Genomic DNA, 26,979 nt, shown 5'->3' on the forward strand with positions numbered 1-26,979 from the left:
ACCTGAAGACAGCGGGGCACCCCGGTGCCCCGGCGGAAGGAGAGTCGTGTCCTCAGTCGTCGAACGGATCAAGCAGTTCGCGCGCAGCCCGCAGGGCCGTCGCGCGATCGAACAGGCACGCCGCACCGCCTCCGACCCACGCCGCCGCGCCCAGGCCCAGCGGCTCTTCGAAAAACTGCGTACCCGCCGGTGACAGGAGGGTGCGCCCCCTCCCCACGGACGACGGGACAGCGGGCAGCACCACCGTCACCCGCCGGGCGTCACACCCTCGCGAGTGACGAGACGGAATGACGCGTGCCTCACCACCCGGTGCGGAGCAGGTGGTTGAGGAGCAGGGCCAGGACCGCCTGGGCCGCGAGCCAGGCGCGGGGGTGGCTGAGGAACGCGCCGCAGGGCAGGAGCCACAGCGCGAAGGGCAGCCAGATGCGTTCCGTCTCGGCCTTGCTCATGCCGGACAGGTCCGCGCACAGCAGGGCGAGCAGGGCGGCGGACACCAGCAGCGCGAGCCGGGCCTCGGCCCCGGGACGGCCGGGGAGGGACAGGATGTCGCGGCGGCGCCGGACGAGCAGCGCACCGGTGTGGCGCAGGCCCGCCGCCGTCGCCACACCGGTGATCAGGACCGTGCAGGCCAGGTTGGCCCATACCCAGTAGCCGTACGGCCTCGTCCCGCCGACGCCCTGGTGATAGCGGGTGACCAGCAGCCGGTACGCCTCCCACCAGTCGAACCCGGCGAGCGTGAACAGCACGGGGACGACGGCCGCCCCGGCGGCCAGCAGCACCGGGATCGACCGGCGTTCGCGGACCCGGTGCCGCCCCGGCACCAGCACCGCCGCCGCGATCAGCACGAACAGCGTCAGGCCGTACGACAGATAGCAGGTCAGGCCGAAGAGCAGCCCGGACAGGGCCGCCCACCCCACGGACCGGCCGGTGACCGCGAGCGCGAGCAGGGCGACGGACCACGCGGCGACCGCCATGAAGTAGCCGTCGGCGGAGGCGCCCACCCACACGGCGGCCGGAGCCAGCACCAGAAAGGGCGCCGCCCGCCGGGCCAGCCGCTCGTCGGCCAGCGCCCGGATCGTCACCAGCGCGGCCACGCAGGCCGTCGCACCCACGGTGACGCACCAGGCGCCCGCCCAGCCGCCGCCTCGCAGACCGGCCCGGTCGAGCAGGACGAAGGTGAGCGTGGCGGCCGGGGGATGGCCGGCGATGTGGGCCGGCCAGGCGCCGGGCGGCCCCGCGACGATGTGCTGGGTGAAGTCCCGCAGGGCGGCCGGGATGTGGTCGAAGCGGCCGATGACCGTCAAGTACTCGTTGGCGGTGGTGAGCCGCCCGGCGACGCCCCGCTGCCACCCGTCGACCAGGGCCAGCGACCACGTCCACACCAGGGCCGCGGCCCAGGAGGCGGCCAGGAGCCCGCGCCAGGGCAGCCGCAGGGCCACCGCCGGTCCGTACAGCACCGCGGCGAGCGCCACCAGCACGGCGGCCGGCGTCCCCGGCCCCGTATGCGGATCCCAGTCGGCGAACAACGGCGGCCAGTGGACGAAGAGGGTGTGGTGGGCGTCCTGGACGCGGCGTCCGACCAGCACGGCCGCCAGCACGAGCAGGACGGCGGCCAGGGCGGCGTACAGGTCCGCGTACAGGTCGGCGGTGCGGCCACGAGGGCAGAAGCGGATCACACCGGGAACGCTAGGCCGCGCGGCCGGTTCCGTACCGCCGTCCGGTCCCGACGTCAGCGTTTCGTCATCAGCGGCACACCCCGCACGGCGAACCCGCGGGCCTACCGTCGAGTCATGCGGCTCCCTCTCCCACCCAGCTCACCCGCCTTCTGGCGCAGCCCGCTGCGCGGCACCCGGCTCACCTCGGTGCTCGGCGTCGTCCTCCTCGTCGGCATCACCGTGCTGTTCCTGACGGGCCTGGCGTCGTACGCCGCCTACAACCCCGACCTGTCGCCCGTGAACGACCAGACACCCGGCAAGGGCCTCCTGGGCTTCTACCTCTTCTCCTGGCCGACCGATCCGCACTGGCTGTACCGCCTCGACCAGGGCGTCCACGTCACCCTCGGCATCACCCTGATCCCGATCCTGCTCGCCAAGCTGTGGTCGGTGGTGCCCAGGCTGTTCGCGCTGCCGCCGGCCCGCTCGCTCACCCACGCGCTCGAGCGGATCTCCCTGCTGCTCCTCGTCGGCGGCGCGCTGTTCGAGTTCGTGACCGGTGTGCTCAACGTCCAGCTCGACTACGTCTTCCCGGGCTCCTTCTACCCGCTGCACTTCTACGGCGCGTGGGTGTTCTTCGCCGCGTTCCTCGCCCACGTCGTCCTCAAGACGCCCGCGGCCGTCCGCGCTCTGCGCCGACGGGGGGAACACGACGGCGAGTTGGCCTCCCCGCTGCCGGATCCGCCGACCGTCTCGCGGCGCGGCGCACTCCGGTTCGCCGGCGGCGGGTCGCTGCTGCTGTTCGCCACGACGGTGGGGCAGGACTTCGACGGGCTGCGGCGCACTGCCCTGCTCGCGCCGCACGGCGGCGCCGACCCCGGCACCGGCCCGAACGGCTTCCAGATCAACAAGACGGCGGCCTACGCCGGGATCCGGACGGCGGACACGCACGAGGACGCGTGGCGGCTCGTCGTCACGGGCCCGGCGGGCACCGTCCGCCTGGGCCGGGCCGACCTGCTGCGGCTCCCGCTGCACAGCGCCGCCCTGCCCATCGCCTGCGTGGAGGGCTGGTCCACCTCGGACCAGTGGTGGCGCGGGGTGCGGCTGCGTGACCTCGCGGAACTGGCCGGGTACGACGGCGATCCGCCGGACGTGCTCGTCGAGTCCCTCCAGCGGCACGGGGCCTTCCGTAAGGCGGCGCTGCGCGCCAACCAGGTGGCCGACCCGCGGTCGCTGCTCGCGCTGTACGTCAACGGCGAGGAACTGTCCCCCGACCACGGCCACCCGGCGCGCGTGATCGTCCCCGCCGCGCCCGGCGTGCTGAACACCAAGTGGGTGGCCCGGCTGACCTTCGGAGACCTGCGATGAGGCGTCCGCTGCCGCTGGGCAGCCCCTTCCACCTGCTCGTGCTGGCGTGCTCGTTCGCGCTGGCCGCCTACGCGGGGGTGCGGTTGTTCGCGGGCGACTGGTTCGGCGTGGCGCTGTGGTGGGTGGGCCTGGCCCTCCTGCACGACCTGGTCCTGCTGCCCCTGTACGCGGTCGCGGACCGGGCTGTCGTGCGGGGGCTGGGCGCGGCCGGCCGCCGGGAGTGGACGATGTACGTACGCGTCCCGGCAGCCCTGTCCGGGCTGCTCCTCCTCGTCTGGTTCCCGCTCATCAGCGGCATGGCGGACCGGCGTTACCGGCTCGCCACCGGGTTGTCCCCGGACGGCTTCCTCGCCCGCTGGCTGCTGATCACCGCGGTACTCTTCGGCGGCTCCGCCCTGCTGCTGGCGTTGCGGCTGCGCAGGGCGACGAAGGACCGGCCGCCGGCCGACCACCGGCCGGCCCGCCCCCAGCCCCGCGCGTGACGCAGCAGCGCCGGCGTCCCCACCCGCGCCCACGGGAAGGGGGCGCCGGCCGCACGGGTGCCCGGGGCGTCCACGACCCGTACGTGGGCGCGTTCGTCCACGTCCACCGGGGCGGTCTCGGCGATCAGCAGGCCGCCGGGGCGGAGCAGTCCGGCCACCCGGTCCAGGAGGACGCGCGGGTCGCCGCCGATGCCCACGTTGCCGTCCATGAGCAGGACGGTGCCCCAGCGGCCCTCGCCGGGCAGCGGCTCGAACACCGAGCGCCGCAGGGCCTGGCCGCCGAGCCGTACGGCGTGCCCGACGGCGGCCTCGCTGACGTCGATGCCGAGGGCGGCCCGCCCCCGCGCGGCGAGTTCCGCCACCAGTCGTCCCGGGCCGCACCCCACGTCCAGCACGGTGCCCTCGCATCGGTCCAGGACGTCGAGGTCGGCCGCGTCGGGCCGGGCGCACCACCGTTCCACCTCCAGCGGCAGCAGCCAGCCGTCCTCCCGGCGCAGGAACAGCGGCCCGCGTCCGGAGCGCAGGGCCGCGGTGTAGGAGTCCGCGGCGGCCCACGCGGGCACGGCGGTGCTCACCGGGCCGCCCTTGCCGCGTACCGGGCCAGCCGCGCGGCGAACCGGCCGTGCGGGACCAGGGCGGCGACGGCACGGGCGTCGGCCGCCGTGTCGACGTCCCGCAGCACGGGCAGGTCACGCACCCGCAGCCCGGCGTCCACGAGCCGCTCGCGCTGCACCTCACCCGTCACCGGTGTCGACATCGGTACGCCGCGCAGCAGATCCGGGTCGGGCTCCGCCAGGCCCAGGGCCCAGAAGCCGCCGTCGGCCGACGGCCCGAAGTACGCGTCGCAGCCGGCGAAGTCCACGGTCAGCAGCCCGGGTGTCACCTGCGGGGTGTCCATGCCGATCAGGAGCGCCGGCCCCGGACAGCCGGCGAAGGCGTCCGCCAGCCGCGCGTCGAGGCCGCCCGCGCACTGCGGGACGACGTCGAAGCCGGGCGGCAGCCAAGGCCCGGGAGCGCCGTCCAGGACGAGGACGCGGCGGGCGGCCGGGGTGGCCGCCACCACGTCGAGGGTGTCCGCGAGGCACGCCTCGGCCAGCGCGGCCGCTTCCCGGGGCGTGAACTGCGGGGTGAGGCGGGTCTTGACCCGTCCGGGCCGCGGTTCCTTGGCGATGACGAGAAGCGTGGTCACCGTACGGTCCTCCGCCCACCGTGAGCCGCGCCCGGCGCCGACGCCGGGGCACCGGCCGGCCGCTCGGCCAGGACCCGGCTCATGTCCCGGACCGCCTGCCAGGTCCCGCGCCACGTGCCGGTCACCTTGGACGCGCCCGTGCGGGGCCGGTACGGCACGTCGTGCTCGGTGACGCGCCAGCCGGCGTCGGCGGCCCGCACGACCATCTGGAGCGGGTAGCCGCTGCGGCGGTCGGTCAGCTCCAGGGAGAGCAGCGCCTCACGGCGGGCGGCGCGCAGCGGGCCCAGGTCGTGCAGGCGCAGACCGGTGCGCCGGCGCAGCATCCACGTCACCGCGACATTCCCGGCGCGGGCGTGCGCGGGCCAGGCGCCCCGGCCCTGCGGACGCCGCCGGCCCAGCACCAGGTCGGCGGCGCCCGCCTGTACGTCGCGTACGAACGGCTCCAGCAGCGACGGGTCCAGTGAGGCGTCGCAGTCGCAGAAGCAGACGGTGCCGGCGGTGGCGGCGCTCAGACCGGCGTGGCAGGCCGCGCCGAAACCGCGGCGCGGCTCGTGCACCACGGTGGCGCCGAGCGCCCGGGCGACCTCGGCGGAACCGTCGGACGACCCGTTGTCCACGACGACGGCACGCCAGCCGGCCGGGATGCGGGCGAGCACCCAGGGCAGGGCCTCGGCCTCGTTCAGACAGGGCAGGACGACGTCGACGTCGTGTGGTGGCGGTGAGATGGTCACGGCGTTCACCCTACGGACGCGAACTGCGCATTTCGGATCCCCGTTCCTTACGAAACGAGGACGTGAGAGGCCGCGCGGCGGCCGGGCGCGACGCCGGGCGTGAGGCGGTGCCACGCTGGGGTCATGCAACAACAGTACGAGCCAGTCGAGGCCCGAACATCCGGTCGGCCCGCCCGGATCCTGGTCGTGGACGACGATCCGACCGTGGCGGAGGTCGTCGCCGGCTACCTGGACCGCGCCGGCCACCTCGTCGACCGCGCCGACGACGGCCCCACGGCCCTCACCCGCGCCGACGCGCACCGGCCCGACCTGGTGGTGCTCGACCTGATGCTGCCCGGTATGGACGGCCTGGAGGTGTGCCGCCGGCTGCGCGCCCGCGGCCCGGTCCCGGTCGTCATGCTCACCGCCCGCGGCGACGAGGAGGACCGGATCCTCGGCCTGGAGGTCGGCGCCGACGACTACGTCACCAAGCCCTTCAGCCCCCGCGAACTGGTCCTGCGCGTGGAGTCGGTGCTGCGCCGCACCCGCCCGCAGGCGGCCTCGCCGGCCCGTACGATCGGCGCGGCCGGACTGACCCTCGACCCCGCCGCCCGGCGTGCCGCCAAACACGGCGCCGAACTCGCGCTCACCTTGCGCGAGTTCGACCTGCTCTCCTTCTTCCTGCGCCATCCCGGGCGGGCGTTCAGCCGCGAGGACCTGATGCGCGAGGTGTGGGGCTGGGACTTCGGTGACCTGTCCACCGTCACCGTCCACGTCCGCCGGCTGCGCGGCAAGGTCGAGGACGACCCGGCCCGGCCGCGCCTGATCCAGACCGTGTGGGGCGTGGGCTACCGCTTCGGGACCGACGCCGGGGAGACGGGCTGACCATGCGCGACACCCTCCTCATCGCCCTGTACGCCTTCGCCGGCGCCGCGGCGGCCGGCCTCGCCGGAGCGGGTGCGCTGCGACTCATCCGGCGCCGCTCGCTCACCGCCTCGCTCGCCGTGGTGGCGGCGGTCGGCGTGCTGGCCATGCTCGCGGGCACCCTCGCCGTCGCCTGGGCGATGTTCCTCTCCCCGCACGACCTGACCGTCGTCACGACCGTCGTCGCCATGGCGGCCGTCGTCTCCCTGGCCACCGCCCTGCTGCTGGGCCGCTGGGTGGTGGCCCGCAGCCACGAACTCGCCGTCGCCGCCCGTTCGTTCGGCGACGCCGGCGCCTTCCGTGCCCCCACCGCGCCCGCCACCGCCGAACTGGACGCGCTGAGCCGGGAGCTGGCGGCCACCAGCGCCCGCCTGGCCGAGTCCCGGCAGCGCGAGAGGGCGCTGGAGACCTCCCGGCGGGAACTCGTCGCCTGGATCTCCCACGACCTGCGCACCCCGCTCGCCGGACTGCGCGCCATGGCCGAGGCCCTGGAGGACGGGGTCGCCGCCGATCCGGACCGCTACCTGAAGCAGATCCGCACCGAGGTCGAGCGCCTCGACGCGATGGTCGGCGATCTCTTCGAACTCTCCCGGATCCACGCCGGCACACTCTCGCTGTCCCTGTCCAGGATGTCCCTGTACGACCTGGTCGGCGACGCCCTGGCGGGCGCCGACCCCCTCGCCCGCGAACACGGGGTGCGGCTGGTCGGCGCCCATGTCGAACCGGTGCCGGTGGAGATCGACGGCCGGGAGATGAGCAGGGTCCTGGGCAACCTGCTGGTCAACGCGATCCGCCGGACACCCGCCGACGGCACGGTGGCCGTCGCCGCCGAGCGCGGGCCCGACGGCGTGGTCGTGTCGGTGTCGGACGGCTGCGGCGGCATCCCCGAGGAGGACCTGCCCCGCGTCTTCGACACCGGCTGGCGCGGCACCGACGCCCGCACGCCCCCGGCCGGCGCGGGCCTGGGCCTGGCCATCGTCCGGGGGATCGTCGAGGCGCACCGGGGGCGGACCGCCGTACGCAACATCCCCGGCGGCTGCCGCTTCGAGGTGACGCTGCCACTGCCGTCGTAGCGGCGTTCACCGCCCGCCGGGAGCCGCCCGCGCGAACTCCCGCATGCCGTCAGCGAATCGCACCGCGGGCCGCCACCCCAGTTCGTCGCGCAGCCGTGAGGAGTCCGCGGTGATGTGCCGGACGTCGCCGAGCCGGTACTCGCCGGTGACCACGGGCTCGGGCCCGCCGTGCGCCCCGGCCAGCGCCCGCGCCATCTCGCCGACCGAGCGCGGATCACCGCTGCCGGTGTTGTACGCCCGCAGCACCCCCGCGGCGGCGTCCGCCTCCAGCGCGACCGCGTTGGCCGCCGCCACGTCCCGGACGTGCACGAAGTCCCGTCGCTGCCGCCCGTCCTCGAAGACCCGCGGGGCCTCGCCCCGGGCGAGCGCCGAACGGAAGAAGGAGGCGACGCCCGCGTACGGGGTGTCGCGGGGCATCCGCGGGCCGTACACGTTGTGGTAGCGCAGCGACACCGCGGACCCGCCCGTCACCCGGGCCCAGGCGGCGGCGAGATGCTCCTGCGCCAGCTTGGTCGTCGCGTAGACGTTGCGCGGATCGGCCGGCGCGTCCTCGCCGACCAGCCCGGGGGAGAGGTCCTGCCCGCACACCGGGCAGTGCGGCTCGAACCGGCCCGCCTCCAGGTCGGCGACGGCTCGCGGCCCCGGCCGCACCACCCCGTGCGCCCGGCACTCGTACCGGCCCTCCCCGTACACCACCATCGATCCGGCCAGCACCAGCCGGCGTACGCCTGCCCGGGCCATCGCGGCCAGCAGGACCGCGGTGCCCAGATCGTTCCGGGAGACGTACTCCGCCGCGTCGGCGAACCCGGCACCCAGCCCCACCATCGCCGCCTGATGGCACACGGCGTCGACACCGGCCAGCGCGCGGGCCACCGCCACCGGGTCGCGTACGTCGGCGGCGGGATCGTCCCGGACGTCGTACACCACCGGCTCGTGCCCGCGCTCCCGCAGCGCCTCGACGACATGGGACCCGATGAACCCGGCACCGCCGGTGACCAGTACACGCATACGGCCACGCTAGGCGCGCGACCACGCCGGGACGGGCGACCGGCTCGGCACGTCACCGCTCCGTAAGACCTCGCCGGCTCGCCGGACCGGTCACGGGGAGACGGTGGCGCCGGGCGGGATCCACCGGTGGGTGCGGGGCACCATGCCGTCGACGCCGTAGTCCTTGCGCAGGTGTTCGGGGATGGCGTAGTGCATGACGCGTCCGCGGGTGAGGGAGGACAGTTCGAGGATCGTCGTCAGGTGGCCGAGGCGGTCCAGGGCCCAGGCACCGAGCGGTGAGCGGTCCTCGATGGTCTCCAGCACGCCCAGCAGATGCGGAACGGCCTTGACCAGGACGTCCCAGCGGGTGCGGGGCACCCGCAGCCAGTCGGCGCAGGTGTCACCGACGAGATGGCGGATGAGCGCGGAGACGATCGGGTCGAAGAAGGTGCCGGGCACGACCTCCTCGTACAGGTCGATGAGCTGCCGCGTCAGCTGCGCGCCCTCCTCCGAGGGGCCCATGTGCCGGATCATGTACAGGTCGAGGAACGCCCGTGCGTCCTCCAGGGTCTTCGGTACGGCGTCCTGGTCGACGCCGAGCATCGCGCCGACCACCCGCCACGCGTAGTAATAGGCCTCCGCGCCCTCGGTGCTCATGTGGACACCGAGGCGGTGCAGGCTGTCCAGGACCAGCAGGGAGAAGAACAACTGCCCGCCGATCAGGTCCTCCTGACAGATCGGCGTTCCCCACGCCTGCGTGTCCCAGCGGTTCTCGCGCTCCAGGTGATGGCGGATGGACGCGTGCAGCAGCCGGACCTTCTGTGCGGCCGGGACGAACCGGCTGCCGGCCTCGAAGGCGTCGGGCTGCATCAGATAGACGGTGAACTGGCCGGTCTCGGCCATCCGCTTGGCGGGGTACTTCAAGGAGTGGGTCGCCGACAGCAGCCGCGCCACGTTGGGGACGACGTAGCAGGCGGGCATGGAGGCGAAGGACAGGGCCGTGGAGATGTGCACGTTGTTGTCGATGAAGAACAGCCGCGCCCGTTCCATCTCCTCCCAGTCCACCCAGGCCGGCGGGATGCTCGTGGCCGCGAGGTACTCCCGGGCGACCTCCGGCAGCCCGTCCGGCAGCGGGGCGCCGGCGGTGGAGACGTAGCGCATCAGCGTGTTGAACGTGCCGACCTCCCCGCGTGCGAAGAGCGTGGCGACGGTGGCGTCGGCGAGTTCGTCGCCACTTCGGCGCAGAGCGTCCAGCGACGCCTCGGTGTAGGTCATGACAGGGCTCCTTGGGTGCCGGCCGCCGGGCGGCCGGTCAGTACGGGCGCACCGTGGCCGAGTGCGCCAGGGCGCGCAGGGTGTCGTCCGCGGGCGTGGGCAGGCGCAGTCCGTCCAGCGCGGCGAGGGCCTCGTCGACGCGTTCGGTGATCATGGCCTCGATCCGGTCCGGGGCCTTGAGCCGGCCCATCAGCTCCCGTACCGCGCGCAGGCCCTCCCCGTCCGGATCCGGGCGTCCCAGCAGCGCACGCAACCGCTCCCGCTCGGCCGGACCGGCCAGCCGCCAGGTCTCCGCGAGCAGCGCGGTCGGGCGGTTGCCACGCACGTCGTCCGCGCCGGCCTTGCCGGTGACCCGCTCGTCGCCGAACAGCCCGAGCAGATCGTCCCGCAGCTGGAAGGCCTCGCCCAGGGGCACTCCGTAGGAGGAGTAGCCCCCGCACAGCCCGTCCCCGGCCCCGGCCAGGACCCCACCGATCAGCAGGGGCTGCTCGACGGTGTACTTGGCCGTCTTGTAGCGGATCACCTTCAGCGAGGCCGGCAGGTCCGGGACACCCGCGGTCTGCAAGATCTCCAGGCACTCGCCCGCGATCAGCTCCCGGGCCAGCGTCCCCCACAGCGGGCGGGCCCGGGCGAGGTAGGCGGCCGGCAGACCACTGGTCGCGAACAGCTGCCCCGCCAGTGACATCAGCAGGTCTCCCACCAGCATTGCCAGCGCCTGCGCCGCCTGCGCGCTTCCGGGCCGGTGGGCCACGGCGGGCCGCAGCGCGAGATGGACGGTGGGCCGTCCGTGCCGCAACGGGCTGTCGTCGATCAGGTCGTCCTGGACGACCGCCGCGGCGTGCACCAGCTCCATGGAAGCCGCTGCCCGCACCATGGCGGCACTGTCCGGCTGACCCGCCGCCCGCCAGCCCCAGTAGCAGAACGCCGCCCGCAGCCGCTTGCCCCGCGCCACCGCGGCCTCCAGCTGCCCGGCGACCGGATCCAGCGCGGGGTCGATGGCTGCGAGCCGGTCGGCCTCCGCGCTCACGAAACCGCGCAGCACCTCGTCGACGCGGGCTCTGAAGGCGGCCCCGTTCCAGCGGTCAGCCGCCATCGCCGGCCCGCCGGGCCACCACGTGCCGGGCGAGGACCTCCAGATGCGCCGGCGGCACCACCGCGTACCGGTCCAGGGCCAGCCGTCCGCGCGCCCTCAGGTCCTGCTCGGCCTGCGCCGCCAGGTGCGCCGTGTCCGACCGGCGCAACAGCCCGCGCACCGCTCCCGCGGCCGACATCAGGGTGCTCACCGCGAGATCCGCGAGCCCCGCCGCGAGCAGCACCGCCTGTTCGTCCAGACCCCCTCGGCGCCCGGCATCCCCAGCCACGACTTCTCCCCTCGCCCGACCGCGGGGCGCCGCAGGTCCGCACGCCACCACCGCCAGCATCGCCCGCGCGGCCGGCGGGAGGCCCGCGGAACTCACCAACGAGTGATCGCTTCACACACCCGTACGCACCGGCCCGCCTCCCGGCCGAGCGGGAAGGGGGCCGTAGCGGCCGGGCAGGGCGCGACCCCCTCGTCCGGAAGATCGCCCGGCAACCCCGCACGGTGACTGTGCCGGACGGGAACGTCCCGGCGGGAATGCCCGGGCGGCCTGCTCCGTTGACACCCATGTGACTGACATGCACGGACCAAAAGAGATCGGTCGGCAACGTGGATGTCGGTCCGTGAAAGGAGGACCTCATGGCACGCAGCACCGTGCGTCCCGTCGTCCGGCTGAACTCGGAGGCCGGAACGGGCGCCACCTATGTGACGCGCAAGAACCGGCTCAACGACCCCGACCGGCTGGTCCTGCGCAAGTACGACCCGGTGGCCGGGCGGCACGTCCTCTTCCGTGAGGCGCGCTGACCCGGGCCCGCGTCGGCCCCAGGACCGCTGAGAGAAAGGACAACCCCATGAGGCCCGGAATCCATCCCGTATCCCGCCCGGTCGTCTTCCGCGACCGTGCCGCGGACGTGGCGTTCCTGACCCGCTCCACCGCCGGCTCGGACCGGACGCTGGAGTGGGAGGACGGCGTCACCTACCCGGTGATCGACGTCGAGATCTCCTCGGCCAGCCACCCGTTCTACACCGGCACGTCCCGCGTGCTGGACACCGAGGGCCGCGTCGAGCGCTTCCAGCGCCGCTACGGCCGTACCGCGCCGGCCCGCAGCTGAAGAGCCGGCACCCGTGACGAAGGGAGAGGACGCGGATGAAGGTGCGTAAGTCCCTGCACGCGCTGAAGTCCCGGCCCGGCGCCCAGGTGGTGCGCCGGCGGGGAGTGACCTACGTGCTCAACAAGAAGGAACCGCGCTTCAAGGCCCGCCAGGGCTGAGCGGACGACCGCACACGCCGACGGGCCCGGCCCCCAGGGGACCGGGCCCGCCCCTGTCCCGGCGCACGGTCGGACACCCCTCACCGCGCCCCGGGCAGCCGCCGCAGCTCACCGGCCTACGTGCTCACGCTCTCCGGGCTCCGACCGCCGGCCCCCGCACCGGCCGTCGCCCCGCGCGTCGGGATCAGGCCGGGTGCGGCGGCAGGAGCCGCTGGCCGGGCTCGGTCACGTCGACCGACGTGCCGGTCAGCCCGGCCGCGTGGAGGCGCAGGGCGCCTGTGCCCGTGTCACCGTCCGCGACGCGGGCGCGCGGGCTGTCCGGCGCACTCGGCACGACCCCCGACACCTTCCGCACCGCACCGGACGGCGGCGGACGCGCTGGTCGCCGAGGTCTGCGGACGGCTCACCTCCGGCCGGCGGTCCCGCCGAGGGCCGCCGGGGCGCCGGCAGGCGTGCCGGGGCTCCCGGTCGGCGAGGACGTCGGTCGCGGGGGCGCGGAGGTCACTTGGTCGCGCCCTGGGCGAAGCCGTTGTAGATGTACCGCTGGAGGAAGAGGAAGACGAGGAGGGTCGGCAGGATCACCAGGATCGTGCCGGCGGAGATGTCCTCCCAGTGCGCGCCGAACGGCCCCTTGAAGCGGAACAGCGCGGTGGAGATGGTGCCCAGGTCCTCGGACGGCATGTAGAGGAACGGTATGTAGAAGTCGTTGTAGACGGTGATGCCCTTGATGATGACGACCGTGGCGATCGCCGGTTTCAGCAGCGGCAGGATGATCTTCCAGTAGATGGTGAAGGTGCTTGCCCCGTCCAGGCGTGCGGCCTCGTCGAGGGAGACCGGGATGCCCCGGACGAACTGGAGGAAGATGTAGATCGAGACGATGTCCGTCCCCATGTACAGCAGGATCGGCGCCCAGATGCTGTTGAACAGCCCGAAGCTGTTGACCACCTGGAAGGTCGCGACCTGTGTGGTGACGCCGGGTACCAGAGTGGCGACCAGGAACAGTCCCATGATCGGCTTCTTCGCCCGGAAGTCGAAGCGGTCGATGGCGTACGCGGTCATCGAGCCGATGATCACCGTGCCGGTGATCGAGAACAGCAGGATGAACGTCGTGTTGGCGAAGGCGGACAGCATCTTGCCGTCGCGGAACGCCGTCGCGTAGTTGCCGAAGTTCAGCCAGTCGCCCGGCAACGACAGCGCACCGCCGTCGGAGACCTCCTTGGAGGTCTTGAGGGAGGTGAGGAGGACGACGGCGAGCGGTACCAGCACGACCAGGGAGGCGAGGATCAGGGACAGGTAGGTCAGTGCGGGTGCGATCCGGCGGCGGGCGGGCAGGGGCGTGGTCATACGAGGTCCACCTTCTCGTCGGGCACGAGGCGGCGCTGGATCCAGGTGATCACCAGGATGATCAGAAGCAGGACGACGGCGGCCGCCGAGGCCAGGCCGGTCTTGTTGAACTGGAAGGCGAGTTTGACCGTCTGGATGACGAAGGTCGTCGTACCGGTCGCGCCGCCGGTCATGATGTAAGGGATCTCGAACACGGACAGGGATCCGGAGACCGCCAGGATGACGCTCAGGCTGACCACCGGCCGGATGCCCGGGGCGATGATGTGCCGGAACTGCTGCCAGCGCGTGGCCCCGTCCAGCTGGGCCGCCTCGTACAGCTCGCCGGGGATCGACTGGATCGCGCCGAGGAACAGGACGAAGTTCAGCCCGGTGAAGCGCCAGACGGACACTCCCGCCAGGGAGGTGTTCGCCGAGGAGGGGGCGCCGAGCCAGGCGTGCCCGGAGCCGGCGCCGAACCAGGACAGCACCGAGTCGAGCGTGCCGCCGTCCTGGAAGAAGTACAGGAAGACGAAGCCGATGGCCACGCCGTTGATCAGGTAGGGGAAGAACAGGATCCCCTTGAACAGGTTGCGGAACCGCAGATCGAAGCTGAGCACGGTCGCGAAGTACAGGGAGATCACGATCTGCACGGCGGACGCGGCCAGGTAGTAGAAGCTGACGAAGAACACCCGGAAGAGCTCGGGACGGGTGAAGATCTGCTCGTAGTTGTCGACGCCGGTGAAACGCCGGTCGGGGCTGACGCCGTCCCAGTCGGTGAAGCTGTAGTAGAGCATGTTGCCCACGGGCACGTAGGTGAACGTGACCAGCAGGACGAGGGGGACGGCCAGGAAGAGCCACGGGGTGAGCCGGCGCAGGACGCGCCCGCCCCGGTGTCCCCCGCCGCCGGCGGGCGTGCCGCGGGGCGGCGGGGCGGTACCCGGCACCTTCGCGGGCGCCGTGCGGGTCGTCTCGGTCATGTCGGGCCTTTCGTCTTGGCGGATGGGCGACGGGCGGTGGCCCCGTCCGGTGCGGACGGGGCCGGTACCGGCGTCCGGCCGGGCCGGGAGCACCGGCGCCGCTCAGGAACCGGCCGTCCTGGCCGCCTCGTTCCACCGCTTGTCGAGGTCCGCGAGGTAGCCGTCGAGGCTGCCGTGCTGCGCGCCGCGGGCGAGGTCGACCAGCTTCTGGCGGTAGTCCGGCTTGTTCAGGCCGATCTCGGCGGCGTTGTCGATCCTGTTGACCTCGCCGGTCTTCGCCTCGGAACGCTCCAGGAAGGTGACATCGTTGTCAACGAAGTCCTTCAGGGTGCCGGGCAGGGGAGCGGACTTCACGGCCGGCACGGCGCCCTCCTTCGCCGAGTAGCCGGACTTCCCGGTGAACCAGTCGATCCAGGCCCGGGCGGCGGCCTTGTGCGAGGAGTGGATGTTCACCGCCTGCTGGTAGTCGCTGGCGAGGACGGCGCAGTACTTGCCGCCCTTCTGCGCGGGGAAGGGCATGAAGCCGATGTCGCCGGGGTCGGTGCCGGCCTTCTTCGCCGCGTCCCGCATCTGCGTGATCGCCCACGAGCCGAGCTGCATGGTGGCGACCTTGCCCTGCGCGATCAGCCCTTTGGACGCCTCCCAGTTGGTCGTGCTGGGGTCCTTCTCGGACAGGCCGCCCTTGACGATGTCGTACAGCAGGGAGTCGATCGTGTTCAGTTCACCGCCCCGCTTCCACGGGGAGACGGCGCCGGCGAGCTTGTCGCCGGCCCGGGCGTCACAGGTGACGGAGCCGACGTTGTTGGTCCAGGCGGTCAGCGGCCAGCCGTCCTTGAAGTTCGTGTAGTAAGGCAGGGCGTCCGTCTTCGTCCTGACGGCCTTCAGGTCGGTGAGGAACTCCCGCGGGGTGGTGGGCCACTTGGTGATGCCGGCCTTGTTCCAGACGGCCTTGTTGTAGAGGAAGCCGTTGGCCGTGCCGAACTGGGCGATGCCGTAGACCTTGCCCCCGGCATCGGTCTTGTCGCTGAACCGGTACGTGGCGCTCAGGTCGGCCGTGGTGCCCAGCGGGGCGAAGAACTTCGGGTAGTCGTCCTTGGCCACGGCGGCCGGGATCATGAGGACGTCGCCGTAGTCCTCGGTGTTCATCCGGATCTTGACCTCGCCCTCGTAGTCGGTGAGGGCCTCGAACTTCACCTTGACCTTGGGGTAGGTCTTGTTGAACTCGTCGGCATACCTGGCCATCGTCCCGTTCTGGACGAGGTCGGTCCGGGCCGTCAGCACCTTGATCGTGCCCGACGCGCCGGCCGGGTCCGCAGGCGCCTCGGCGGTCTCGGTGGAGGCCGTGCCCCCGCCACCGCAGCCCGCGGCGGTCAGTATCGCGGTCGCCACAAGCGCCCCGGTGAGTGCCTTCTTGTTCCCCATGTGCCCAGCTCCTTCAGGTTTGCGGCTCAGCTCCGCGGGTGGGATGTCGGCACTATGTCAGCCCTTGGTTAACCGGTAAAGCTGAAGTTTCGAGCACGATGCGCAATTGTTACCGTCGGGTGGATCATGCCCCCGGCGACGTGGCACTTTCGCATACGAGTTCCCTCAGGGGTGCGACTAGACCGGTTTATGGACAGTGTGCAGATCAGCGCGTTAGGTTGTGCGCCGTTGTCCCTCGAAAGGCCTGAGTCAGGCGATTGGAGCCGCACCATGAAGGACGTCACCCCGCTCACCGGGGGCTGGAGCCTGCGCCACGGGGAGGACCTGCTGGACGCGCAGGTGCCCGGCTGCGTCCACACCGACCTGCTGGCGGCCCGGGCCATCCCGGATCCCTTCCTCGGCCGCAACGAGGCCGACGTCGCCTGGGTGGGCCGCCGCGCCTGGACCTATGTCCGCCACCTCGGCCACGACAGCGTCCACGAGCGCACCGATCTCGTCTTCGAGGGGCTCGACACGGCCGCGTACATCACCCTCGGCGGCCGCCCCGTCGGCGCGACGCGCAACATGCACCGCGGTTACCGGTTCGACGTCACCGGACGCGCCGGTGAGCTGGAGGTCCGCTTCGCCTCCGCCTACGACGAGGCGGCGGCCGTCCGCGCGGTCACGGGGGAGCGGCCCAACGTGTACCCCGAGCCCTCGCAGTACATCCGGAAGATGGCGTGCAACTTCGGCTGGGACTGGGGCCCGACCCTGGTGACCGCGGGCATCTGGCGGCCGGTCCGGCTGGAGCACTGGTCCACCGCGCGCATCGCCCGGGTGCGCCCCCTGGTCACCGTCGACGACGGCACCGGCCGGGTCGAGGTGCGGCTGGAACTGGAGCGCACCCCCCAGGGGCGGGGACGCCCACTGCGCGTCGAGGCCCGGGTGGCCGGTGCCCGCGCCGGGGCCACCGTCACCGCCGACACGGCGGTGCTGCGCCTCGACGTCCCCGACCCGCGCCTGTGGTGGCCCCGCGGTCACGGCGAACAGCCCCTGTACGACCTCGACATCACCCTCGGCGACGAGGCCGGCCCGCTCGACACCTGGCACCGCCGGATCGGCTTCCGCACCGTCGAGGTCGACCACTCGGTCGACGAGCACGGCACCGGCTTCACCCTCGTCGTCAACGGTGTACGGATCTTCGCCCGCGGCGTCAACTGGATCCCCGACGACGCCTTCCCCTCCCGGATCACCCCCGAGCGCTACCGCACCCGCCTCACCCAGGCCGCCGGCGCCAACGTCGACCTGGTGCGCGTGTGGGGCGGCGGCATCTACGAGGACGACGCCTTCTACGACGCCTGCGACGAACTGGGCCTCATGGTCTGGCAGGACTTCCTCTTCGCCTGCTCCGCCTATCCGGAGGAGCAGCCGCTGCGCGGGGAGATCGAGGCCGAGGCTCGCGACAACGTTGTCCGGCTCATGCCACACGCTTCGCTGGTGCTGTGGAACGGCAACAACGAGAACCTCTGGGGGTTCCGCGACTGGGACTGGGAGGAACCGCTGGCCGGCGACTCCTGGGGCGAGGGCTACTACCTCGGGCTGCTTCCGCGCGTCGTCGCCGAACTCGACCCCACCCGCCCCTACACCGCCGGCAGCCCCTGGTCCGGCTCCTGGGACCACCACCCCAACGACCCGGCCCACGGCACGCACCACTCGTGGGAGGTGTGGAACCGCCAGGACTACGCCGAGTACCGGGCGAACGTGCCCCGCTTCGTCGCGGAGTTCGGCTGGCAGGCGCCGCCCGCGCTGACGACCCTGCGCCGTGCCCTGCCCGGCGAGGAACTCGCCCCCGGCTCCCCGGGCATGCTCCACCACCAGAAGGCCGAGGACGGCAACGGCAAGCTGAACCGTGGCGTCGCCCGCCACTTCCCGCTGCCCGAGGGCGACTTCGACCGGTGGCACTACCTGACCCAGCTCGTCCAGGCCCGTGCGGTCGCCGCGGGCGTCGAGCACTGGCGCGCCCACTGGCCGGTGTGCGCGGGAACGATCGTCTGGCAGCTCAACGACTGCTGGCCGGTCACGTCCTGGGCCGCCATCGACGGCGACGGACGCCCCAAGCCCCTCTACCACGAGCTGCGCCGCGTCTACGCCGACCGGCTCCTCACCCTCCAGCCGGACCCCGGCGGCCTCGTGCTCGCCGCGGTCAACCAGTCCGGCGGACCCTGGCGTACGACGGTGACGCTGCGGCGGGTGGAGGCGGACGGCACCGTGGTGGCCGAGACCCTCCTCGACCTCACCGTGGACCCCCGTTCCGTCACCCGGACCGCGGTGCCCGCGGCCCTCGTACCGGACGAGCAGTCCGCCAAGGAGTTCCTGGTCGCCGACGCGGGGGAGCAGGCCGGGAGCGGGGAAGGGCTGCGCGCCCTGCACTTCCCCGTCCCGGACAAGGACTTCGCCTACCCCCGGCCGCGCTACGACGTCACGCTGCGGCCCGTGCCCGACCAGGGGGATAGAGTCGACGTCGTGGTGAGCGCCCGTACTCTCGTCAGAGACCTCCTGCTCCAGCCCGACCGGCTCGGTCCGGCAGCCGTCTGCGACCGCGGCCGGCAGACCCTGCTGCCCGGCGAGCGGACGCGCATCCGGGTCCAGGGCTGCGGCCCCGTCACCGCCGACGCCGTCAGGGCCGCCCTGTTCTGCGTGGACGTGGTGTGAGCGCCTCCCCCCAGCGCGTCACCATCAAGGACGTCGCGGCCCGGGCCGGGGTGTCCAAAGGGGCGGTGTCGCTCGCGTTCAACCACAAGCCCGGCGTCTCGCAGGCCACCCGCGAGCGCATCTTCGCGGCGGCCCAGGAACTGGGCTGGGCCCCCAGCGCCACCGCCCGCAGCCTGTCCAGCCGGCGGGTCGACATCGTCGGGCTGGCCCTGTGCCGGCCCGCCCGGCTGCTCGGCCTCGAACCCTTCTACATGGACTTCATCTCGGGCATCGAGAGCGTCCTGGCGGAACGGTCCTGCTCACTGCTGCTGCGCCTGGTGCGTGACCTCGACGAGGAGATCGAGGTCTACCGGGAGTGGTGGCGCGGCCGGATGATCGCCGGCGCGATCCTGGTGGACTTCCGCGAGGACGACCCCCGGGTGCCCTCCCTCCATGGCCTCGGCCTGCCCGCGGTCGCGGTCGGCCACCCCTCCCTCACGGGCTCCTTCCCCGCGGTGTGGACGGACGACGCGTCCGCGGTCACCGAGGCCGTCCGCTACCTGGCGGCCCTGGGCCACCGGCGCATCGCCCGCGTCGGTGGGCCGGCCGACCTCGGGCACAGCGCCATCCGGGCCCGCGCCTTCGCCGCCACGATCCGGGAACTGGGTCTGGAGGAGGGCCGGCAGATCGCCACCGGTTTCGACGAGAAGGAGGGCGCCCGAGCCACCCGCACCCTGCTGCTCGCCGCCGACCGGCCCACCGCGGTCGTCTACGACAACGACATCATGGCGGTCGCGGGAGCGGGCGTCGCGGCGGAGATGGGGTTCACCGTCCCCGACGATCTGTCGCTGCTGGCGTGGGACGACTCACAGCTGTGCCGGATCACCCACCCGGCGATGACGGCCATGAGCCACGACGTGCACCACTTCGGTGCCGAGGTGGCCCGCGTGCTCTTCGACGTGGTCAACGGCACGCACACCGGCGGCCTTCAGGTGCCGACGCCGTCCCTGACCCCGCGCGGCTCCACCGCGCTGGCGCCGGGAACGGACGCCTGACGATGCCGGAGGGCCGCGTCCGGTGCGGACGCGGCCCTTTGGCGCACCGGGGGAGCGGTGTCAGCTCTTGGTGCAGGTGCTGCCGTTGAGGGTGAAGGCGGCAGGGACGCCGTTGGCACCGGTGGAGGAGCCGTTGAACCCGAAGCTCACCGTGGAGCCGGCCGGGATCGTCTCCGTCCAGGACTCGTTGCTCGCCCGGACCTCGCTGCCCTGCTGGACGGCCTTGGCGTTCCACACCGAACTCAGCCGCTGGGCGCCCGGGAAGGCGAAGGCGAGCTGCCAGCCCTTGACGGCCGTCGTACCGGTGTTGCGGATGGTGACGTCGGCGTTGAACCAGTTGCCCCAGTCGCTGAGGCTGTAACTGACCGCGCAGCTCCCGGTGGCCGGACCGCCGCCGGTGAACACGCCGGCTTCCTCGGCGGTCTGCTTGATGCCGTCGGCGCCGGAGAAGACGCGCCGTCCCCAGGCGGTGAGCTGGGATGCGTCGAAGCCGGTGGCCATGTCCAGGTACTCGACGCCACCGCCGTTGCCGCTCCAGGACCAGCCGAGGTAGCCCACACCGAGCTGCTGGGCGGTGGACATGATGGCGTCCTCGTCGGGGTCGCCGTCGGAGTGCATGTTGCCGAACTCGCCGACGACTATGGGCAGATGCTGGGAGGTGAACCGCTCGAGGTAGCTCTTGACCTTGTCGGCGGTGTTGAACACGCCGTACATGTGGATCGAGAACACGGTGTTGCGGTCGGGGTCCGCCGCGAACACCTCCGCGGCGTGGTCGCGCATCGTGAACGACCAGTCCTGGCCCCAGTTGGGGGCGTCGACCATGAGCGTGTGCCGGAACCCGGCGGCGCGCATGCGGGCCACGGCGTTCTCGGTGTCGGACGTCCACGACGCGTAGCCGGTGTTGCCGTAGGGCTCGTTCCCGATGTTCAGCACGACGTACTTCTCCTGGCCCTGCACCGCGGCCTTGACGCTGGTCCAGTAGTCGACGGCGCGGGAGAGCGACACGGCTCCGGCCTGTTCGCCGTAGCCGGTGGTGTCGTGCGCCTCCAGGACGCAGATCAGCCGGTTCGCCTTGCACTGCGCGACGACGGACGCGACGTCGGCGGTGTCGTTCTTCGTCCAGCGGTCACCGGTGGCGAGCACGACGCGCACCGAGTTGGCGCCCAGTGCCTTGACGTCTTTCAGGGCTTGCGCCGTCCTGGCGGGATACCAGGCGTGGGCGTGGTTCACACCCCGCAGGACGAAGTCCTTGCCGGTCGCGTCGAGCAGCCGCCCGTCGGCGACGTGGAAGCCCGGCGCGGCTTGTGTGTCCGCCTGCGCGGGGTTCGGCGCGGCCAGTATCGAGGCGGCGAGGGCCAGCAACGCTCCCGCCGCGGTGGCCAGTGACTTTCTCATGACTGCTCCCAGGATGGTGGCGCGTGCGGCCGGAGGACGGGGAACGCCTCCGGCGCGTACGGCACTGCCGTTCACTGCATGGCTGTGCGCCCGGCTCGTCCGTCCGGTCCGGCGGGGCGCCGGCGATCCGGGAACGCGAGGAGCGAGCCGGTTGGAATCCCGCTGCCCGGGCATGGGTTCGCGGCTCGCACCGGGCAGCGGGAGGGCAGGCCGTCGAAGGGGGACACCCATGAGACTTCGCCAGGAATGGGCGGCTTGGAATCCCCTTCGTCGACGGCTGGGAGAGAGGCTAGAACGAGACTGTCGCGGAGACAACCACCCGGACCAAACCGGTTCAGTTTAGTTGTCGTTCAGTTGACCTCGTTTGTTCGTACCGACAGGCGTCCAACTGATCGGCTTTACGAAACCGGTTTAGTTGACGAAGCCCGGCCATCTCACCACATCGCCGCCACGCCGAGAGCGGTCACCGGGTTTTCCGGCGCCCCAATCTCCGGTCCACCCCAGACTGTCATCACCTTCCGCGTTCGCTCGCACGCTTATAGTGACTGCCTGGATCGTCTTCGTGACCTGGGAGAAGAGAGCCGTATGGACGTCATGACCGCGAGGGACCGCGTCTTCCGCACACTGGACGCGGACGGCGACGGGGTGATCACCCGGGACGAGTACCTGACCCGCCCGGATCGGGCGGCGGCGCGACTGGGGCGTGGCGTCAACGACCCCCTCGTCGCCGTCGCCCGCAGCCGGCACGAACGCGTCTACGACTCCATGGACGCGGACGGAGACGGCAGGGTGACCTTCCAGGAGTACGCGGCCTGGGCCGGTGCCCACACCTTCGACGACGTGTGCCGGCAGGCTCTGGGGTCCCTGTTCGACCTCGCCGACACCGATGGTGACGGCATGCTGGACCGCGAGGAGTTCACCCGGCTGCGGGAGGTCCTGGGCAACAGCGCCGGCAACGCGGGCGAGGCGTTCGACGCCCTGGACGCCGACGGCGACGGACGTGTCGACCGCGACGAGTACCTCTGCGCCATCCGTGCCTTCGTCAGCGAGGGCGCGTCGCCCATGTACGACGCCCTGGTGGCCGTCCGCTGAACCCGGCCGGCTTGTACGTCTTCGAGGTGCCGACCCTGGACCACTGCGGCCGACCGGACCCGTTCGACGGCATCGAGTCCGAGGTCGGCTGACCGCTTGGTCCTCGCGGTGAGGTGACCGTCCGGCCGTTCATCCGCCACGGTCCGCGTCAGGCCTTCCCCACGTCCCGGCGGACCCCGGTCCTGCCGGGGGCCGGCAGGTTCGACGCCCCGTCAATGCCGTTCGCCCGGGCGTCTACGCAAAGGCCGCAGGGCGCGCGAAAGGTGCCGCCGCGCGGGTGGGAACCGCCTCGTGGGTCAGCGGCGTGACCGGGTGGGGCCGCCCGCCGGTTCCTGCCCGAGCGCGTCCTTCCGCGCCTTGAGCTTGCGCCACACCGTGCCGAGGGCCTCGATGTCGTGCTCGTCGAGCAGGTCGGTGAAGACCGGCGCCAAGACCTCGCGGCGGGTGGCGTCCGCCTGCTCGAAGACGCGGCGGCCCTCGGCGGTGAGCGAGACCTCGACCGACCGCGCGTCCCGCGCCGACGGGGTCCGGGCCACCAGGCCGCGGCCCTGGAGGGCGTCCACGACCCGGGAGACCTGGCTGCGGCTGAGCATGGTGCTGTTGCCCAGGACGGAGGCGGGCACGGGCTCGGGGCTGGACGCCAGCCACAGCATCACCTCGAACCAGGAGACGGGGAGGTTGTGCGCCCTGATCAGGGCCCGGTCGACGTGCTCGGTCATCACCGTGCCGGCCCAGACCAGCCCGTAGAAGGCGTGGTCCGCGGCGGGCATCTCGGCCTGTGACAGCTTCTTCGGCATGGTCCGAGTATAGGCGAGTTGCGTGCGCACACACATAAAGCTATGTTGTGTGTGCACGCACATAAACGTCAGGGAAAGGCACCACCATGTCCACCACCCCCCGCACCGTCCTCGTCACCGGCACCTCCTCCGGCATCGGCCTCGCCGCCGCCATCGCCGCCGGCCGGGCGGGCTGGCACACGATCGCCACCCTCCGTGACACCACCCGCGCCGGCGCACTGCGCCGGGCCGCCGCCGACGCGGGCGTCGCACTCGACATCCGGCAGCTCGACGTGACCGACGAGGCCTCCGTCGCCGCCGCCGTCGAGGGCGTGATCGCCGACCACGGCCGCCTCGACGCCGTCGTCAACAACGCGGGCGCCGGCCACCTGGGCACCCTGGAGAACGACGCCATCGGCGACATCCGCGACGTCATGGAGGTCAACTTCTTCGGCGTGCTCAACGTCTCCAAGGCCGCGATGGCGCACCTGCGCGCTACCGGTGGCCGCCTGATCACCGTCACCAGTGTCGGCGGAGTCATCGGCCAGCCGTTCAACGAGGCCTACTGCGCGGCCAAGTTCGCCGTCGAGGGCTACATGGAGAGCCTGGCTCCCGTGGCGCGGGCACTGGGCGTGAGCGTGTCCGTGGTGGAACCCGGCGCCGTGGCCACCGAGTTCGTCAACAACATCGGTGTCGACCTCGCCGCCGACCCGGCCGCCGGCCCCTACTCCGACGCCCTGCGCCGCTACATCGACCGCACCACCGAGCAGTTCCGGGCCGGCAACGCCCAGACCTCGGCCGCGGCGGCGGAGGCGATCATGGAGGCCCTCCACGCCGATCGGCCCGCCTTCCGGATCCAGACCTCCGACTGGGCCCGCACCTTCGTCGGCACCAAGCTGGCCGACGTCGACGGCTCCGCGGTCCAGAACCTCACCGCCACCTGGATCGCCTGACCGGCCGCGCGGCGGGTTCAGCCGACGGGAGAGCCGAACCACCCGGCCAGCCGGCCGAGCAGGTCCTGCCGGTCCTCTCCGACCCACGCGACGTGCCCGTCCGGCCGCGGCAGCATCCCGGGCGCGCCCAGCTCCTCGCCGACGTCCACGACGTGGTCGACCCGGTCCGCCCAGCCCGCCACCGAGAGACGGCCGGTCCGGTCGAGCAGGAGGCCGCGATGTCGAGGTCGAACCCCTGCCCACCGGCCGGCGGGTGGATGTGCGCGGCGTCGCCGGCCAGCAGTACCCGGCCGACCCGGTAGCGCTCGGCCTGCCGGGTGCCGTCGCCGAACCGGGACAGCCAGCGCGGCGAGTGCACGCCGAAGTCGGTGCCCGCCTAGGCCCGCAGCTGCTTCTTGAAGTCGTCGAGGGTCGGCGCGGCCGTACGGTCCTCGGCCACACCCTCGGCGGGTACGCCGATGCGGTACACCCCCTTGTCGCCGTCGATGTCGGGGGTGGCACCGAACCGCAGCTGGGCACTGCGCGCCCGGGTGACGACGACGGCGACCGTCGCCGGATCCTCGGACACCTCCACGTCCCCGGGCAGCGTCTCGACCGTGGCCGGCTCGCCGGGAAACCGACACCGAGTCGCTTGCGCACCACACTGCGGCCTCCATCCCACCCGACGAGGTAGCGCGAACGCGGACGGGTGCCGTCGGCCGGCTCGACGGTCACGCCGTCCTCGTCCCGCCTCGGCCCGGTCACCTCACGGCCGCGCCGGATCTCGGTACCGAGTTCGCGGGCGCGCTCCTCAAGCAGCTGTTCGGGGGCGTGCCGGGGGATGGCGAGGCCGTACGGGTGAGCCGTGTCCAGCAGGCCCGGCCATGGTGTGATGATGCCGCCGAAGAGTCCGCCGACCTCGAACCTCTCGCTGACCGCGAGGAACCGGTCCAGGCCGCGCCGGTCCGCCAGAAGGAGGACAGTCGCTCCTTGCCACTTTCGACTCATAGCGCGCCCAGGGCTTGCGGCAAGGCCCCGGGGCTCCCGCAGAATGACCGGCCAAGGCCATGACCTGCGGGAACGGGACACCTCTCGCCAAGCGGCACGCGCATGTCCCGAGCCCGGTGAGGAACTGGCCGACGCGATCCCTCTCACCGGACGGAGCCTTCGCCGTTATCCGGCCCCCGGTGACGCCCGCCGCCCGGCCGATCCGACCCGCCGGACCTCCCGGTCACTCCGCATGGCGGACAGCCAGATCCGCTCATTCCGGGTAGTGCGGTAGAGAACGCCACCGCCGGTGGCCGACGAACACGAGGATCGGATGCGCGACAACGCGGGCACCGGCGGTCAGGCCCCCGGCCACGGCACACCTTTGCGGGGCCGCGTCGCCGTCGTCACCGGAGCGGCCCGGGGAGTCGGCGAAGCGCTCGCCCGACGCCTGTCCGGCGCCGGAATGAAGGTGGCGCTGCTGGGCCGCGAAGCGGAAACCCTGCGGCGGGCCGCCGCGACCCTGCCCTCGCCGAACATCTGCGTCGAAGCGGACGTCACCGACCGCGCCGCGCTCGACCGTGCCGCCCGGCAGGTCGCCGAACAGCTCGGCCCGGCCAGTGTGCTCGTGGCCAACGCGGGCATCGCCGTCGGTGGCCCTTTCAGCCGCACGGAAGCCGGCCTGTGGCAACGGGTCATCGACGTCAACCTGGTAGGCGCCGCCAACACCGCCAGGGCCTTCCTGCCCCAACTCATCAGCACCCGTGGCTACTTCCTCCAGATCGCCTCCACCGCGGCCTTCGGTTCCGCACCCATGATGAGCGCGTACTGCGCCTCCAAGGCGGGCGTGGAATCCTTCGCCCAGGCCCTGCGCGGCGAAGTCGAACCCGACGGCGTCTGCGTCGGCATCGCCTACCTCCACTGGACCGGCACCGACATGATCAGCGGTATCGACGACCACCCCGTCCTGCGGGCCCTGCGCCAGAACCAGCCCTGGTTCGCACGCCGCGTCCACACCCCGGCACAGGTGGCCGACTGGCTCGCCACCGGCGTCCTGCACCGCGCCCACCACGTCTACGCCCCGCCGTGGCTGCGCTGGTGCCAACCCCTGAGGCCGCTCTTCCCCGCCCTCGTAGCCCGGCTCGCCCGGCGTGAACTGCGGGCGCTCTCCGGCGCGGAACTCACGGACGACGTGGGAGTCCTGGGCGCCGGCGGCCGAGCCGACTGGGACGCCTTCTCCTCCTCCGCCCACCCGCGTCCCGGTCCACAGCAGTAGGGACCGACGTCACCTGGGGACACTCCCGCTGCACGACGTCCTCGCCGGAGGTGTCCCGGAACGTGTCCCGGCGGCGACGGCAAGGGCCCTCCGTGTCCGCTCCTTGACGTAGCGTGGCCGGGAAGCGGACAGTGACTCCACCAGCCGGGGGACCGATGAGGGATCGTACGGAAGCAGTCGAATCGATGGAGCAACTCGCCCTGGTGTGGCGGGCCTTCGTGCTCGACCGCGACGCGGGCGCCGATGTGCGGGACCTTCCGGGCATCGCCGTCCGCTGGGCCGACTGCCGGTTCCCCTTCTGGAACTGCGTCACACTGACCGACGTCGACGCGGACACCGCGCTCCTCGGGCGCCGCCTGAGCACGGCCGCGGACATCATGCGCGCCAAGAAGCGCCCCGGCTTCCTGTGGCTCTTCGAGGACCTCCTCGGCGACGAGGGGCGCGAGCAGGTGCGGGCGGCGGCCGGGCGGGCGGGCCTCGCGTACGCCTTCTCCGGCACCGGCATGGCCGGCGACTTCCTCCCCGTCCCCGAACCGTCCCACCCCGACCTCACCTTCGTCCGCGTGGGCACGGACGAACAGCTCCGGGCGTACGCGGACCTGAACTCGCGCGCGTACGGCTTCCCGCTGGAGGACGGCCGCGACGGGCTGCTCGGGTCCACGGCGTGGAAGAGCCAGGTCCACGCCTACCTCGGGCTACGGGACGGGGTCCCGGTGACGTGCGCGGGAACGGTGGAGGCGGCCGGCCGGCTCTTCGTCGCGCTCGTCGCCACGGCCCCGGAGTGGGAGCGCAGGGGCTACGGCGAGGCGGTGACGCGGAAGGCCCTGTACGAGGGTGCCCGCGCCACCGGCCTGACCCGCGCCACCCTGCACGCGACCGCGGCCGGGGCTCCCGTGTATCCCCGCATCGGCTTCCGGCCGAATTCGCCGGTGCACTTCTACAGCCTGAGCGGGACGCCGGCCTCCCACGGCTGACAGGCACGGCGGCGGACGTCCGAAAGCGTGTCCCACGTGGCCGTGATCTACGGATGGCGTCGCGGTGGTCCCGCCCCGCTGGACGTTCTCCC

27 protein-coding genes and 1 pseudogene are annotated in these 26,979 nt (G+C 72.7%); 13 read left to right on the top strand and 15 right to left on the bottom strand.

Annotated elements, in window-relative coordinates:
• Window positions 1–46 precede the first annotated feature (46 nt).
• Window positions 47–193: a hypothetical protein gene (locus ACGFT1_RS17645; protein ID WP_373909878.1), complete on the top strand. Its 147-nt coding sequence runs from the start codon at window positions 47–49 to the stop codon at window positions 191–193.
• A 106-nt stretch (window positions 194–299) separates the two neighbouring features.
• On the opposite strand, the gene ACGFT1_RS17650 is transcribed toward ACGFT1_RS17645, so the two are convergent.
• Entirely contained in the window at window positions 300–1,676 is a 1,377-nt protein-coding gene (locus ACGFT1_RS17650) for a hypothetical protein (RefSeq protein WP_373909879.1), read from the bottom strand.
• Window positions 1,677–1,790: 114 nt separating this feature from the next.
• Here ACGFT1_RS17650 and ACGFT1_RS17655 point away from each other — a divergent pair, with 114 nt between their 5' ends.
• Window positions 1,791–3,020, top strand: coding sequence for a molybdopterin-dependent oxidoreductase (locus ACGFT1_RS17655; RefSeq protein WP_373909880.1), 1,230 nt, complete (start codon window positions 1,791–1,793; stop codon window positions 3,018–3,020).
• A gap of 310 nt (window positions 3,021–3,330) precedes the next feature.
• Here ACGFT1_RS17655 and ACGFT1_RS17660 read toward each other — a convergent pair whose 3' ends face one another.
• From ACGFT1_RS17660 to ACGFT1_RS17670, 3 genes are read right to left on the bottom strand one after another with little or no spacing between them, the layout of a single operon-like run.
• A complete protein-coding gene (locus tag ACGFT1_RS17660; protein ID WP_373909881.1) occupies window positions 3,331–4,077 on the bottom strand; it encodes a class I SAM-dependent methyltransferase in 747 nt (248 codons plus the stop codon).
• Entirely contained in the window at window positions 4,074–4,691 is a 618-nt protein-coding gene (locus ACGFT1_RS17665) for a DUF2064 domain-containing protein (RefSeq protein ID WP_373909882.1), read from the bottom strand. The genes ACGFT1_RS17660 and ACGFT1_RS17665 overlap by 4 nt, the downstream gene beginning before the upstream one ends.
• Entirely contained in the window at window positions 4,688–5,431 is a 744-nt protein-coding gene (locus ACGFT1_RS17670; protein WP_373909883.1) for a glycosyltransferase family 2 protein, read from the bottom strand. Before ACGFT1_RS17670 ends, ACGFT1_RS17665 begins: the two co-directional genes overlap by 4 nt.
• A 114-nt stretch (window positions 5,432–5,545) precedes the next feature.
• Between ACGFT1_RS17670 and ACGFT1_RS17675 the strand changes: the two genes are divergently transcribed.
• Together ACGFT1_RS17675 and ACGFT1_RS17680 are read left to right on the top strand one after the other, a co-directional pair.
• Window positions 5,546–6,286 (top strand): response regulator transcription factor, encoded by a 741-nt coding sequence (locus tag ACGFT1_RS17675; RefSeq protein WP_373909884.1) that lies wholly within the window; start codon window positions 5,546–5,548, stop codon window positions 6,284–6,286.
• Window positions 6,287–6,288: 2 nt separating this feature from the next.
• Window positions 6,289–7,398, top strand: coding sequence for a sensor histidine kinase (locus tag ACGFT1_RS17680; RefSeq protein WP_373909885.1), 1,110 nt, complete (start codon window positions 6,289–6,291; stop codon window positions 7,396–7,398).
• Window positions 7,399–7,404: 6 nt separating this feature from the next.
• Here the strand turns inward: ACGFT1_RS17680 and ACGFT1_RS17685 are convergent, their stop codons facing one another.
• The 4 genes from ACGFT1_RS17685 to ACGFT1_RS17700 all read right to left on the bottom strand — a co-directional run bounded on the left by ACGFT1_RS17685 (window position 7,405) and on the right by ACGFT1_RS17700 (window position 11,021).
• Window positions 7,405–8,406: an NAD-dependent epimerase/dehydratase family protein gene (locus tag ACGFT1_RS17685; RefSeq protein ID WP_373909886.1), complete on the bottom strand. Its 1,002-nt coding sequence runs from the start codon at window positions 8,404–8,406 to the stop codon at window positions 7,405–7,407.
• Window positions 8,407–8,496: 90 nt separating this feature from the next.
• On the bottom strand, window positions 8,497–9,660 hold the full coding sequence (locus tag ACGFT1_RS17690; protein WP_373909887.1) for an oxygenase MpaB family protein: 1,164 nt from the start codon (window positions 9,658–9,660) through the stop codon (window positions 8,497–8,499).
• Between the two features lie 37 nt (window positions 9,661–9,697).
• Window positions 9,698–10,753 carry a polyprenyl synthetase family protein gene (locus tag ACGFT1_RS17695; RefSeq protein WP_373909888.1) on the bottom strand — a complete coding sequence of 352 codons (1,056 nt, stop codon included), beginning with the start codon at window positions 10,751–10,753 and terminating at the stop codon, window positions 9,698–9,700.
• Window positions 10,743–11,021, bottom strand: coding sequence for a polyprenyl synthetase (locus ACGFT1_RS17700; protein ID WP_356945649.1), 279 nt, complete (start codon window positions 11,019–11,021; stop codon window positions 10,743–10,745). Before ACGFT1_RS17700 ends, ACGFT1_RS17695 begins: the two co-directional genes overlap by 11 nt.
• A 356-nt stretch (window positions 11,022–11,377) precedes the next feature.
• Here ACGFT1_RS17700 and rpmG point away from each other — a divergent pair, with 356 nt between their 5' ends.
• Genes rpmG through ykgO form a run of 3 tightly spaced genes read left to right on the top strand, consistent with a single transcriptional unit; the run spans window position 11,378 to window position 12,008 of the window.
• Complete coding sequence (gene rpmG / locus ACGFT1_RS17705; RefSeq protein WP_373909889.1) at window positions 11,378–11,542, top strand: 50S ribosomal protein L33; 165 nt, start codon at window positions 11,378–11,380, stop codon at window positions 11,540–11,542.
• A 47-nt stretch (window positions 11,543–11,589) separates the two neighbouring features.
• A complete protein-coding gene (locus ACGFT1_RS17710; protein WP_373909890.1) occupies window positions 11,590–11,850 on the top strand; it encodes a type B 50S ribosomal protein L31 in 261 nt (86 codons plus the stop codon).
• A gap of 35 nt (window positions 11,851–11,885) precedes the next feature.
• Window positions 11,886–12,008, top strand: a complete 123-nt coding sequence (ykgO, locus tag ACGFT1_RS17715; RefSeq protein WP_373909891.1) for a type B 50S ribosomal protein L36 — start codon at window positions 11,886–11,888, stop codon at window positions 12,006–12,008.
• Window positions 12,009–12,192: 184 nt separating this feature from the next.
• Here ykgO and ACGFT1_RS17720 read toward each other — a convergent pair whose 3' ends face one another.
• The 4 genes from ACGFT1_RS17720 to ACGFT1_RS17735 form a co-directional block, all read right to left on the bottom strand.
• Window positions 12,193–12,342, bottom strand: coding sequence for a hypothetical protein (locus ACGFT1_RS17720; RefSeq protein ID WP_373909892.1), 150 nt, complete (start codon window positions 12,340–12,342; stop codon window positions 12,193–12,195).
• A gap of 167 nt (window positions 12,343–12,509) precedes the next feature.
• Window positions 12,510–13,352 carry a carbohydrate ABC transporter permease gene (locus tag ACGFT1_RS17725; RefSeq protein ID WP_373909893.1) on the bottom strand — a complete coding sequence of 281 codons (843 nt, stop codon included), beginning with the start codon at window positions 13,350–13,352 and terminating at the stop codon, window positions 12,510–12,512.
• A complete protein-coding gene (locus ACGFT1_RS17730; RefSeq protein WP_373909894.1) occupies window positions 13,349–14,308 on the bottom strand; it encodes a carbohydrate ABC transporter permease in 960 nt (319 codons plus the stop codon). The genes ACGFT1_RS17725 and ACGFT1_RS17730 overlap by 4 nt, the downstream gene beginning before the upstream one ends.
• A 102-nt stretch (window positions 14,309–14,410) precedes the next feature.
• Window positions 14,411–15,730 (bottom strand): extracellular solute-binding protein, encoded by a 1,320-nt coding sequence (locus tag ACGFT1_RS17735; RefSeq protein WP_373909895.1) that lies wholly within the window; start codon window positions 15,728–15,730, stop codon window positions 14,411–14,413.
• Between the two features lie 270 nt (window positions 15,731–16,000).
• Between ACGFT1_RS17735 and ACGFT1_RS17740 the strand changes: the two genes are divergently transcribed.
• On the top strand, window positions 16,001–18,421 hold the full coding sequence (locus ACGFT1_RS17740) for a glycoside hydrolase family 2 protein (RefSeq protein WP_373909896.1): 2,421 nt from the start codon (window positions 16,001–16,003) through the stop codon (window positions 18,419–18,421).
• The gene (locus ACGFT1_RS17745; protein WP_373909897.1) at window positions 18,418–19,455 is read left to right on the top strand and encodes a LacI family DNA-binding transcriptional regulator; all 1,038 of its coding nucleotides are present in this window, start codon (window positions 18,418–18,420) and stop codon (window positions 19,453–19,455) included. The genes ACGFT1_RS17740 and ACGFT1_RS17745 overlap by 4 nt, the downstream gene beginning before the upstream one ends.
• A gap of 60 nt (window positions 19,456–19,515) precedes the next feature.
• Here ACGFT1_RS17745 and ACGFT1_RS17750 read toward each other — a convergent pair whose 3' ends face one another.
• On the bottom strand, window positions 19,516–20,850 hold the full coding sequence (locus ACGFT1_RS17750) for a cellulase family glycosylhydrolase (protein ID WP_373909898.1): 1,335 nt from the start codon (window positions 20,848–20,850) through the stop codon (window positions 19,516–19,518).
• Window positions 20,851–21,435: 585 nt separating this feature from the next.
• Here ACGFT1_RS17750 and ACGFT1_RS17755 point away from each other — a divergent pair.
• Window positions 21,436–21,942 carry an EF-hand domain-containing protein gene (locus tag ACGFT1_RS17755; RefSeq protein ID WP_373909899.1) on the top strand — a complete coding sequence of 169 codons (507 nt, stop codon included), beginning with the start codon at window positions 21,436–21,438 and terminating at the stop codon, window positions 21,940–21,942.
• A gap of 296 nt (window positions 21,943–22,238) precedes the next feature.
• Here ACGFT1_RS17755 and ACGFT1_RS17760 read toward each other — a convergent pair whose 3' ends face one another.
• Window positions 22,239–22,739 carry a MarR family winged helix-turn-helix transcriptional regulator gene (locus ACGFT1_RS17760; protein WP_373909900.1) on the bottom strand — a complete coding sequence of 167 codons (501 nt, stop codon included), beginning with the start codon at window positions 22,737–22,739 and terminating at the stop codon, window positions 22,239–22,241.
• Between the two features lie 86 nt (window positions 22,740–22,825).
• On the opposite strand from ACGFT1_RS17760, the gene ACGFT1_RS17765 reads away from it, so the two are divergent.
• Window positions 22,826–23,671, top strand: coding sequence for an SDR family NAD(P)-dependent oxidoreductase (locus ACGFT1_RS17765; RefSeq protein ID WP_373909901.1), 846 nt, complete (start codon window positions 22,826–22,828; stop codon window positions 23,669–23,671).
• 17 nt (window positions 23,672–23,688) lie between these two features.
• Here the strand turns inward: ACGFT1_RS17765 and ACGFT1_RS17770 are convergent.
• Window positions 23,689–24,622: pseudogene (locus ACGFT1_RS17770) on the bottom strand (FAD-dependent monooxygenase); the annotation flags it as partial.
• Window positions 24,623–24,971: 349 nt separating this feature from the next.
• Here ACGFT1_RS17770 and ACGFT1_RS17775 point away from each other — a divergent pair.
• Complete coding sequence (locus ACGFT1_RS17775; protein ID WP_373909902.1) at window positions 24,972–25,913, top strand: SDR family oxidoreductase; 942 nt, start codon at window positions 24,972–24,974, stop codon at window positions 25,911–25,913.
• 155 nt (window positions 25,914–26,068) lie between these two features.
• Complete coding sequence (locus ACGFT1_RS17780; RefSeq protein WP_373909903.1) at window positions 26,069–26,887, top strand: GNAT family N-acetyltransferase; 819 nt, start codon at window positions 26,069–26,071, stop codon at window positions 26,885–26,887.
• The last annotated feature ends 92 nt before the right edge of the window (window positions 26,888–26,979 follow it).

Source organism: Streptomyces sp. Y20, from assembly GCF_043195475.1.
Taxonomy (GTDB): Bacteria; Actinomycetota; Actinomycetes; order Streptomycetales; family Streptomycetaceae; genus Streptomyces.

What these genes read in the sequence shown, in the direction of transcription:
- ACGFT1_RS17655 (WP_373909880.1), top strand. Translation starts at nt 1,791, where the DNA reads ATGCGGCTCCCTCTCCCACCCAGCTCACCCGCCTTCTGGCGCAGCCCG.
- ACGFT1_RS17675 (WP_373909884.1), top strand. Translation starts at nt 5,546, where the DNA reads ATGCAACAACAGTACGAGCCAGTCGAGGCCCGAACATCCGGTCGGCCC.
- ACGFT1_RS17680 (WP_373909885.1), top strand. Translation starts at nt 6,289, where the DNA reads ATGCGCGACACCCTCCTCATCGCCCTGTACGCCTTCGCCGGCGCCGCG.
- ACGFT1_RS17685 (WP_373909886.1), bottom strand. Translation starts at nt 8,406, where the DNA reads ATGCGTGTACTGGTCACCGGCGGTGCCGGGTTCATCGGGTCCCATGTC.
- ACGFT1_RS17690 (WP_373909887.1), bottom strand. Translation starts at nt 9,660, where the DNA reads ATGACCTACACCGAGGCGTCGCTGGACGCTCTGCGCCGAAGTGGCGAC.
- ACGFT1_RS17695 (WP_373909888.1), bottom strand. Translation starts at nt 10,753, where the DNA reads ATGGCGGCTGACCGCTGGAACGGGGCCGCCTTCAGAGCCCGCGTCGAC.
- rpmG (WP_373909889.1), top strand. Translation starts at nt 11,378, where the DNA reads ATGGCACGCAGCACCGTGCGTCCCGTCGTCCGGCTGAACTCGGAGGCC.
- ACGFT1_RS17710 (WP_373909890.1), top strand. Translation starts at nt 11,590, where the DNA reads ATGAGGCCCGGAATCCATCCCGTATCCCGCCCGGTCGTCTTCCGCGAC.
- ykgO (WP_373909891.1), top strand. Translation starts at nt 11,886, where the DNA reads ATGAAGGTGCGTAAGTCCCTGCACGCGCTGAAGTCCCGGCCCGGCGCC.
- ACGFT1_RS17725 (WP_373909893.1), bottom strand. Translation starts at nt 13,352, where the DNA reads ATGACCACGCCCCTGCCCGCCCGCCGCCGGATCGCACCCGCACTGACC.
- ACGFT1_RS17730 (WP_373909894.1), bottom strand. Translation starts at nt 14,308, where the DNA reads ATGACCGAGACGACCCGCACGGCGCCCGCGAAGGTGCCGGGTACCGCC.
- ACGFT1_RS17735 (WP_373909895.1), bottom strand. Translation starts at nt 15,730, where the DNA reads ATGGGGAACAAGAAGGCACTCACCGGGGCGCTTGTGGCGACCGCGATA.
- ACGFT1_RS17740 (WP_373909896.1), top strand. Translation starts at nt 16,001, where the DNA reads ATGAAGGACGTCACCCCGCTCACCGGGGGCTGGAGCCTGCGCCACGGG.
- ACGFT1_RS17750 (WP_373909898.1), bottom strand. Translation starts at nt 20,850, where the DNA reads ATGAGAAAGTCACTGGCCACCGCGGCGGGAGCGTTGCTGGCCCTCGCC.
- ACGFT1_RS17755 (WP_373909899.1), top strand. Translation starts at nt 21,436, where the DNA reads ATGGACGTCATGACCGCGAGGGACCGCGTCTTCCGCACACTGGACGCG.
- ACGFT1_RS17760 (WP_373909900.1), bottom strand. Translation starts at nt 22,739, where the DNA reads ATGCCGAAGAAGCTGTCACAGGCCGAGATGCCCGCCGCGGACCACGCC.
- ACGFT1_RS17765 (WP_373909901.1), top strand. Translation starts at nt 22,826, where the DNA reads ATGTCCACCACCCCCCGCACCGTCCTCGTCACCGGCACCTCCTCCGGC.
- ACGFT1_RS17775 (WP_373909902.1), top strand. Translation starts at nt 24,972, where the DNA reads ATGCGCGACAACGCGGGCACCGGCGGTCAGGCCCCCGGCCACGGCACA.
- ACGFT1_RS17780 (WP_373909903.1), top strand. Translation starts at nt 26,069, where the DNA reads ATGAGGGATCGTACGGAAGCAGTCGAATCGATGGAGCAACTCGCCCTG.